At 57.4% G+C, this 8,315-nt stretch carries 8 protein-coding genes and 1 tRNA gene; 4 read left to right on the plus strand and 5 right to left on the minus strand.

Going from position 1 to position 8,315, the window contains the following annotated elements:
* Nucleotides 1-7: 7 nt before the first annotated feature.
* Genes murI through hemA form a run of 5 tightly spaced genes read right to left on the minus strand, consistent with a single transcriptional unit; the run spans nucleotide 8 to nucleotide 4,741 of the window.
* Nucleotides 8-799, minus strand: coding sequence for a glutamate racemase (murI, locus tag Q1W15_RS02170; RefSeq protein WP_300719946.1), 792 nt, complete (start codon nucleotides 797-799; stop codon nucleotides 8-10).
* Nucleotides 792-1,547, minus strand: a complete 756-nt coding sequence (locus tag Q1W15_RS02175) for a molybdopterin-synthase adenylyltransferase MoeB (protein ID WP_300719947.1) — start codon at nucleotides 1,545-1,547, stop codon at nucleotides 792-794. The genes murI and Q1W15_RS02175 overlap by 8 nt, the downstream gene beginning before the upstream one ends.
* A complete protein-coding gene (gene prmC / locus Q1W15_RS02180; RefSeq protein WP_300719948.1) occupies nucleotides 1,541-2,371 on the minus strand; it encodes a peptide chain release factor N(5)-glutamine methyltransferase in 831 nt (276 codons plus the stop codon). Before prmC ends, Q1W15_RS02175 begins: the two co-directional genes overlap by 7 nt.
* The gene (gene prfA, locus Q1W15_RS02185) at nucleotides 2,372-3,454 is read right to left on the minus strand and encodes a peptide chain release factor 1 (RefSeq protein WP_300719949.1); all 1,083 of its coding nucleotides are present in this window, start codon (nucleotides 3,452-3,454) and stop codon (nucleotides 2,372-2,374) included.
* The gene (gene hemA, locus Q1W15_RS02190) at nucleotides 3,455-4,741 is read right to left on the minus strand and encodes a glutamyl-tRNA reductase (protein WP_300719950.1); all 1,287 of its coding nucleotides are present in this window, start codon (nucleotides 4,739-4,741) and stop codon (nucleotides 3,455-3,457) included. It abuts the gene before it with no gap.
* Nucleotides 4,742-4,943: 202 nt separating this feature from the next.
* Here hemA and Q1W15_RS02195 point away from each other — a divergent pair, with 202 nt between their 5' ends.
* The 4 genes from Q1W15_RS02195 to Q1W15_RS02210 all read left to right on the plus strand — a co-directional run bounded on the left by Q1W15_RS02195 (nucleotide 4,944) and on the right by Q1W15_RS02210 (nucleotide 8,260).
* Nucleotides 4,944-6,668, plus strand: coding sequence for a tetratricopeptide repeat protein (locus Q1W15_RS02195; RefSeq protein ID WP_300719951.1), 1,725 nt, complete (start codon nucleotides 4,944-4,946; stop codon nucleotides 6,666-6,668).
* A 3-nt stretch (nucleotides 6,669-6,671) separates the two neighbouring features.
* Complete coding sequence (gene lolB / locus Q1W15_RS02200; protein ID WP_300719952.1) at nucleotides 6,672-7,298, plus strand: lipoprotein insertase outer membrane protein LolB; 627 nt, start codon at nucleotides 6,672-6,674, stop codon at nucleotides 7,296-7,298.
* A 1-nt stretch (nucleotide 7,299) separates the two neighbouring features.
* On the plus strand, nucleotides 7,300-8,175 hold the full coding sequence (gene ispE, locus Q1W15_RS02205; protein ID WP_300719953.1) for a 4-(cytidine 5'-diphospho)-2-C-methyl-D-erythritol kinase: 876 nt from the start codon (nucleotides 7,300-7,302) through the stop codon (nucleotides 8,173-8,175).
* Nucleotides 8,176-8,185: 10 nt separating this feature from the next.
* Nucleotides 8,186-8,260, plus strand: a tRNA-Gln gene (locus tag Q1W15_RS02210).
* The last annotated feature ends 55 nt before the right edge of the window (nucleotides 8,261-8,315 follow it).

Genomic DNA, 8,315 nt, shown 5'->3' on the forward strand with positions numbered 1-8,315 from the left:
GTTTTTTTTACAGATCGAAGCTTCGCACAACACCAGATTTATTCCACAGCACAGGTAGGATTTTTCTAAAATTATCAGGTGAGGCACTGGTCCAGAACTGTGTGTCACGGGGTGGCCCCGCCGCTAACACGTCACGTTCAGCCAGCAAGCGCTGGAGTTGGCGGGCCACGGCGGCACCGGTGTCGATCAGGATGATCGAGGGGGGAAGCATGTGTTGCAGAAGCGGTTTGAGGAAGGGGTAATGCGTGCAGCCCAGAATAATCGTGTCACACCCCGCGACCAGCAGCGGTTCCACATAGCCACGCAACAACGTATGTAGCGTGTGGCTGTGCAAGTCACCGGTTTCGATCAGTTCCACCAGCCCGGGACACGGCTGAGTGATCACCCGGACATCACTGGCAAACCGATCGAGCAAGGCTGCAAATTTGGCGCTTTGTAATGTCCCGGTGGTTGCCAGCACACCGACCACACCACTGCGAGTTGCCGCGGCGGCAGGTTTGACGGCGGGCTCCATGCCAACGATCGGCCAATCCGGGTAACGTTGGCGCAGATCTGCCACACCCGCCACGGTGGCCGTATTACAGGCCAGTACAAAAGCCTTGGCACCCTGGCGTTGAAAGAACTCAGCCATGACCGCGCAGCGCTCACGGATAAACGCGGGGCTTTTTTCGCCATAGGGAATATGCCCACAGTCGCCGACGTACAACAGTGACTCACGGGGCAGCAATTGGCTGATTTCCTCAAGCACCGACAAACCGCCAACGCCGGAGTCAAACACCCCAATGGGCGCGTCACTCATGGGCTGAACCGCACACGCGGCAGCCCGGGTCTCGCTTGACCCGCAGCTCGCGAAACCGCGTACCCAGCGCATCAATCAATAACAGGCGCCCCACCAGCGGCTCGCCAAAACCGGCGAGCAACTTGAGCGCCTCAAGGGCCTGCAGGCTGCCGACCACACCGACCAGCGGGCCAACCACACCGGCTTCACTGCAAGTCAGATCATCATCGCTGCCATGCCCGTATAAGCAGTGGTAGCAAGGGCTGGCCGGCTGACGAAAATCAAAGACTGACAACTGCCCCTCAAGCCGAATGGCTGCACCACTGATCAGCGGTATGCGCGCCGCAACGCAGGCCTGATTGATCGCTTCGCGGGTGCCGAAGTTGTCACAGCAATCAAGCACCAGATCGACGGCAGCAACAACCCCGCCCAGCGAATCCGCGTCCAGCGCCGAGCGATGGGCGACCAGCCGGACTTCTGGGTTAATCAGCCGCATGCGGCGCACGGCAGAATCGATTTTGCTCTCGCCGACGCTGGCCGTGTCATGGATGATCTGGCGCTGAAGATTGGTAAGGTCCACGGTATCGAAATCGGCCACATGAATCTCGCCCACGCCAGCGGCAGCCAGGTACATCGCCACCGGCGCACCCAGCCCGCCCAGACCAACGATCAGCACACGGCTGTTTTTCAACTTTAACTGACCGTCGATGTCGACCTGTTGCAACAGAATCTGTCGGCTATAGCGCAGCAGTTCCTGATCACTCAGCACGGCAGGCGTCCCAACGTAATGCGCTCGTGAAGGCCGAGGTCCTTGCGGCTTTCAACCTGTTCAAAACCCGCGCTCAGCAGTAAATCCTGCACAGCGGCAGCTTGGTCGTAGCCATGTTCAAGCATTAATTGGCCACCCGCTTTAAGGTGTTGCGGGGCGGCCGCAATGATCCACCGAATGTCATCCAACCCATCAACACCGGCGACCAACGCACTCTCAGGCTCAAAACGCACATCACCTTCGCTCAGGTGAATATCGTCGGCAGCAATATAAGGCGGGTTGCTGATAATCAAATCAAAACGCTGATTGCTCAGGGCGCTGAACCAGTAGCTATTGAGCACGGTGACGTTCTCAAGGCCCAGACGCTGGCAATTGCGTTCTGCCAGCGTCACAGCCTCCGGCACACGATCAACCGCAGTCACTTGCCAGACCGGCCGTTCACTGGCCAAGGCCAAGGCAATGGCTCCGCTGCCCGTACCCAAATCCAGCACACTGACCGGTGTCGCCGGCAGCAACTCCAGGGCCGTCTCAACCAACAACTCGGTATCCGGGCGCGGAATCAGGGTGTGCGGGGCCACTTCCAGGTCCAGGTTCCAGAACCCTTGTTGGCCCAAAATGTAGGCCACCGGTTCGCCGGAACGTCGACGCTGCAGGTAATGGTCGAACGTCAGCGCGGCTTCGCTGCTGACAATCTTCTCGGGCCATGTGTGCAGGTAGCTGCGCGATTTGCCCAAGGCAGCTGCCAACAAAAGCTCCGCATCCAGGCGCGCCGTGGGCGAGTCGGGCAATTGGGCTGCGCGTAACAAACTGGCAATGATGGTCATTTATTCACCCAAGGCAGTCAGCTGGTCAGCCTGATACTCCGCCAACAACGGCTCAATCACGGCTTCAACACCACCTGCCAGCACTTCATCCAATGAATACAAGGTGAGGTTGACGCGATGATCGGTCACTCGTCCTTGCGCAAAATTGTAGGTCCGTATGCGTTCGGAGCGATCCCCCGAGCCCACCAGCAATTTACGTTCGCTGGCAATCGCGTTCGCCGCAGCACTGGTTTGCTGATCATTCAATTTAGCCGAAAGCCAGGACATCGCTCTCGCCCGATTTTTATGCTGGGAACGCTCTTCCTGACACTCCACCACAATGCCCGTGGGCAAGTGCGTGATGCGAATCGCCGAATCCGTTTTGTTGACGTGCTGCCCACCCGCTCCCGAGGAACGGTAGGTATCAACCCGTAAATCCGCCGGATTGATTTCAATGGCTTCCTGCTCGTCCGGCTCAGGCAAGACCGCCACGGTGCACGCAGAAGTATGGATCCGCCCCTGGGATTCAGTGGCAGGAACGCGCTGTACGCGGTGTACGCCCGACTCGAACTTCAACTTGCCGTACACGTTATCGCCTTCAACGCGGGCGATGACTTCTTTAAAGCCACCGTGCTCACCGATGTTTTCCGACAGGATTTCGAGCCTCCAGCCACGGCGCTCCGCATAACGCGAGTACATGCGAAACAGGTCACCGGCAAAAATAGCCGCTTCATCGCCCCCCGTCCCCGCCCGAATTTCGAGGAAGACGTTTCGCCCGTCGTTGGGGTCCTTGGGCAACAGCATGCGTTGCAAGTCACCTTCGAGTTCGATCAGGCGATCTTTCGCCTCGCGAACCTCTTCCACCGCCATTTCACGCATGTCGGGGTCACTGTCCTTGAGCAGGGCTTGCGCGCCTTCAAGGTCAGCCTGAACCTTAAGCCATTGCCCATACGCCGCTACAATGGGCTCAACTTCGGCGTACTCCTTGGAGTACGCGCGGAATTTGGTTTGATCGGAAATGACTTCGCCATCGCCAAGCAATGCGGTCAGTTCTTCAAAACGGTCCTGGAGGATGTCCAGCTTATTAAGCAGTGACGCTTTCATTTACGATTTCTTATCCGCAGAGCTATCCGATGAGCCCTCACCGAGGGCAAAAAGTTCTTGGGCCATGGCCAGCGCATCGAGGCGGCCTTCGGCGGAAAGCTTTTTCAACTGCACACTGGGTGCGTGCAGCAATTTATTAGTCAAACCGCGAGCCAGTTGCACCAATACATCTTCAGGGTTGCTACCGTTGGCGAGCATACGTTGGGCCTTTTGCAACTCTTCGTCACGCAGGCGTTCGCTCTGTTGACGGTAGGCTTTAAGCACATCGACTGCCGCCAATTCACGCAAACGCACCATGAATTCTTCAGCGCCAATTGTCACCAGCTCTTCCGCAGCCTGAGCCGCGCCCTGGCGACTTTTGAGGTTTTCGGCCACCACTTCGTGCAGGTCGTCGACGGTATAAAGGTAAACGTCGTCCAGGTCGCCAACTTCCGGCTCGATATCCCGGGGAACAGCGATATCCACCATGAAAATGGGTTTGTGCTTGCGCAGCTTCAGGGCACTCTCGACCGCCCCCTTGCCCAAAATTGGCAACTGACTGGCCGTCGAGCTGATGACGATATCGCTGTGCACCAGTTCCTGCGGGATGTCCGACAACAACACGGCGTGCGCACCAAACTCTTCGGCCAAAATGCTCGCGCGCTCCAAGGTCCGATTGGCAACCACAATGCGCTTGACGCCCAAGTCATGCAGATGACGGGCAACCAGGGTAATGGTCTCACCCGCACCGATCAGCAGCGCCTGGCTGCGCTGCAAGTCACTGAAAATCTGCTTGGCCAGGCTCACGGCCGCAAAGGCCACCGACACCGGGTTCTCACCGATTGCCGTGTCGGTGCGCACCTGCTTGGCCGAGTTGAACGTGGCCTGAAACAAACGACCCAACAACGGCCCGACCGTGCCCGCCTCACGCGCCACGGCGTAGGCCGACTTCATCTGGCCGAGGATTTGCGGCTCGCCCAATACCAGCGAATCCAGCCCCGCGGCCACACGCATCATGTGACGAACGGCAGCGTCATCGGCATGGATATAGGCACACGCGCGCAACTCATCGAGGCTAAGGCTGTGGTAATCAGCGAGCCATTTCAGCACATCGTCAGCCGAAAGGTGATCCTGTTCGACGTACAGTTCGCTGCGATTACAGGTGGAGAGGATCGCAGCTTCGCGGCTGTCGGTGAGGCGGCAGAGCTGCTGCAAGGCCTCAACCAACTGCTCTGGAGTAAAAGCCACGCGCTCGCGGACGTCTACTGAGGCAGTCTTGTGGTTAATACCAAGTGCGAGGAAGGCCATTCAAAATCGCTGATGATGACGGGAAGCCGGCAATTGTCCTACTTCGACCGGGTGAGAACAACCATTGCTGACTATTGTCTCTATAGTTAACCCCAGTTATCCCACTTCGGCTGGCTCTGATATCGATAGTCGCACCTGCTAGGGTTTGCGCTGTCGCATGTGTCATGATGCCCCGACCGCAGGTAAGTCGCCCTTCTCTTATATGAATAGATCCTCCGCGTTGCTCCTCGCCCTCGTCGTCCTCAGTGGTTGCCAGCACCTGGCCCCCACGTCGCCGGATGATTCATCGGCCTCTGAAGACGTCTCATCCGTCCCGCAAACACCAACGGTTTATGGCTCATTCAGCCAAGACACGCTCTTTAGCCTGTTGAGCGCCGAACTGGCCGGCCAGCGCAATCGCCTGGATATCGCGCTGGACAACTACGTGACCCAAGCGATCAATACGCAGGATCCGGGCATTGCCGAGCGCGCCTTTCGTATCGCCGAATACTTGGGGGCCGACCAGGCCGCGCTGGACACATCGCTGATCTGGGCCAAAAACGCTCCAGACGAGCTTGATGCGCAACGCTCAGCAGCGATCCAACTGGCCCGCAATGGCCGTTACGACGATGCCATGATCTACATGGAAAAAGTCTTGCAAGCCAAGGGTGATACCCACTTTGACTTCCTCGCCTTGTCGGCGATCGAGACGGACGCTGACACTCGCACCGGCCTGCAAAAAAACTTCGATCGCCTGCTGGTCAAGCACCCGGGCAACGATCAGTTGATTTTCGGCAAGGCGCTGTTGATGCAACAGGACGGCGACGCTGAAGGCGCACTCAAACTGCTGGAGAAGAACCCGCCCCATGATGGCGAAGTAGCACCCGTACTGCTTCGGGCGCGCTTGCTGCAAAGCCTTGATCGCGGCAATGAAGCCCTGCCATTACTGAAGAAAAGCATTCGCCAATACCCTGACGACAAACGGCTTGGGTTGACCTATGCACGCACGCTGATCGAACAGAACCGCATGGCCGAGGCAAAAGTGCAATTCGCCAGCCTGGTCCAGCAATACCCGGAAGATGACGAACTGCGGTTCTCCCTGGCACTGGTCTGCCTCGACGGCAAGGCATGGGACGAGGCCGAAGGCTACTTGAATGAACTGATTGAACGCGACAGCCACGTTGACTCAGCGCACTTGAATCTGGGGCGCATCGCCGAAGAGCGCAATGACCCTCAGGGAGCCTTGATCGAATACGCCCTCGTGGGTCCTGGCAATGACTATTTGCCTGCTCAACTGCGCCAAGCTGACATTCTGATCAACCACGGCCGGGGCGCTGAAGCGTCGAAAAAACTGGAAGCGGCGCGAGATGCACAGCCTGACTACGCCATTCAGTTGTACTTGATCGAAGCTGAAACCCTGGCCGCGAACAATCAGACCGATCGCGCATGGAGCGTCCTGCAGCAAGCACTGAAACAATACCCCGATGATCTGAACCTGCTGTATTCGCGCGCCATGTTGGCCGAGAAACGTAACGACCTCGATCAAATGGAGCGTGATTTGCGCGCCATCATCCAGCGCGAGCCGGACAATGCGATGGCCTTGAATGCCTTGGGCTACACACTGGCGGACCGAACCACCCGCTACGCTGAAGCCAATGTACTGATCCAGCAGGCTTACGACCTGAACCCACAAGATCCCGCCGTGCTCGACAGCCTGGGGTGGGTGAATTTCCGCCTTGGCAACCTCGATGAAGCCGAACGCCTTCTGCGCCAGGCGCTGGACCGCTTCCCGGATGAAGAAGTGGCCGCTCACCTGGGTGAAGTCCTGTGGGCCAATGGCAAGCAGCGTGAAGCCAAACAAGTCTGGGCCAGATTCCTTAAAGAAAACCCCGACAGCCCACTTCTGCGCAAGACCGTTTTGCGCCTGACCGGATCCGAGACTCTTTAAATCATGCTTTTTCGCCCCTTGCGTCACTTTATCGCCTTCAGCCTGATCGCTCTGCTCGCCGGTTGTGCGGGCTTTGGTGCTCGAGAATCGGTCGAAGGCCACGGCAGCCAAGCCTTGTGGTCGCAACACAAACAGCAACTGAGCCAACTCGACGGCTGGCAAATAAACGGCAAAGTAGGCATTCGAGCCCCTAAAGACTCAGGGAGCGCCACGCTGTTCTGGTTACAGCGCCAGGATTATTACGATATTCGCCTCTCGGGCCCGCTGGGGCGCGGGGCCGCCCGCCTGACCGGCCGGCCGGGAAACGTCAGCCTTGAAATTGCCAACCAGGGCCGCTATGAAGCGCAGAGCCCCGAAGAGCTGCTGGGCGAGCAACTGGGCTGGCGCTTGCCGGTTTCTCACCTGGTCTGGTGGGTTCGCGGCCTGCCCGCGCCAGGCAGCAAAAGCCGGGTGACACTCAATGCCGACAGCCGTTTGGCCAGCCTGGAGCAGGACGGTTGGAACATTGAATACTTAAGTTACGTTGAGCAAAACGGCTTTTGGCTGCCCGAGCGAATCAAACTGCACGGCGCGGACCTGGACGTGACACTCGTCGTAAAAGATTGGCAACCCCGTCAGTTGGGACAATGACATGCAAAAAGATGCACTGGTGCTGCCCTCCCCGGCAAAATTGAATTTGATGCTGCACATCTTGGGCCGTCGCGAAGATGGTTATCACGAACTGCAAACCTTGTTTCAATTTCTCGACTACGGCGATGAAATGACGTTTTCGCTACGTGATGACGGAAAAATATGTCTTCACACGCCCTTTGCGGGCGTGCCCCACGATCAAAACCTGATCGTTAAGGCGGCAAAAAAACTCCAGGCCGAGTCAGGCTGCACACGGGGTATCGATATCCAGATCAAAAAGATCTTGCCCATGGGCGGCGGAATCGGGGGCGGCAGTTCAAACGCGGCCACCACCTTGCTGGGGCTTAATCACCTTTGGCAATTGGACTGGAACGAAGATCGCCTTGCGCAGTTGGGCCTGAGCCTGGGTGCCGACGTTCCGGTTTTTGTCCGCGGCCGCGCCGCTTTCGCCGAGGGCGTGGGCGAAATCCTGTCCCCTGAATTCCCTGAAGAACCTTGGTACGTGGTTCTTGTTCCGCAAGTCGCTGTAAGTACAGCAGAAATATTTTCGCATCCTTTGTTGACACGCAACTCTTTGCCCATTAAAGTGCGCCCCGTTCCCAAGGGAAACAGCCGAAACGACTGCGAAGCAGTAGTAACGGAGCTTTACCCAGAGGTACGTAAAGCTTTGAATTTGCTAGGTAAATACACTGAAGCAAAGTTGACTGGAACTGGAAGTTGTATATTTGGGGCCTTCCCAAACGAAGCAAGTGCTGATAAAGTGCTGCACCTTCTGACAGAGACCCTTACAGGGTTTGTAGCCAAAGGCAGTAACATTTCGATGTTGCACCGAAAGCTAAATCTCCTGAAGAAGGAAACGGGTACACGGTACTCGTAGCAACAGATACAGGGGCGTCGCCAAGCGGTAAGGCAGCAGGTTTTGATCCTGCCATGCGTTGGTTCGAATCCAGCCGCCCCTGCCATTTCTTATACTCATCCAGGTTACCCTCAGCCTTCAGGTACTGCGCGTGTCCAAGA

The sequence above is a fragment of the Pseudomonas sp. genome (assembly GCF_030150285.1).
GTDB lineage: Bacteria > Pseudomonadota > Gammaproteobacteria > Pseudomonadales > Pseudomonadaceae > Aquipseudomonas.

What these genes read in the sequence shown, in the direction of transcription:
- lolB (WP_300719952.1), top strand. Translation starts at nt 6,672, where the DNA reads ATGCTTTTTCGCCCCTTGCGTCACTTTATCGCCTTCAGCCTGATCGCT.
- hemA (WP_300719950.1), bottom strand. Translation starts at nt 4,741, where the DNA reads ATGGCCTTCCTCGCACTTGGTATTAACCACAAGACTGCCTCAGTAGAC.
- Q1W15_RS02195 (WP_300719951.1), top strand. Translation starts at nt 4,944, where the DNA reads ATGAATAGATCCTCCGCGTTGCTCCTCGCCCTCGTCGTCCTCAGTGGT.
- ispE (WP_300719953.1), top strand. Translation starts at nt 7,300, where the DNA reads ATGCAAAAAGATGCACTGGTGCTGCCCTCCCCGGCAAAATTGAATTTG.
- prmC (WP_300719948.1), bottom strand. Translation starts at nt 2,371, where the DNA reads ATGACCATCATTGCCAGTTTGTTACGCGCAGCCCAATTGCCCGACTCG.
- murI (WP_300719946.1), bottom strand. Translation starts at nt 799, where the DNA reads ATGAGTGACGCGCCCATTGGGGTGTTTGACTCCGGCGTTGGCGGTTTG.
- prfA (WP_300719949.1), bottom strand. Translation starts at nt 3,454, where the DNA reads ATGAAAGCGTCACTGCTTAATAAGCTGGACATCCTCCAGGACCGTTTT.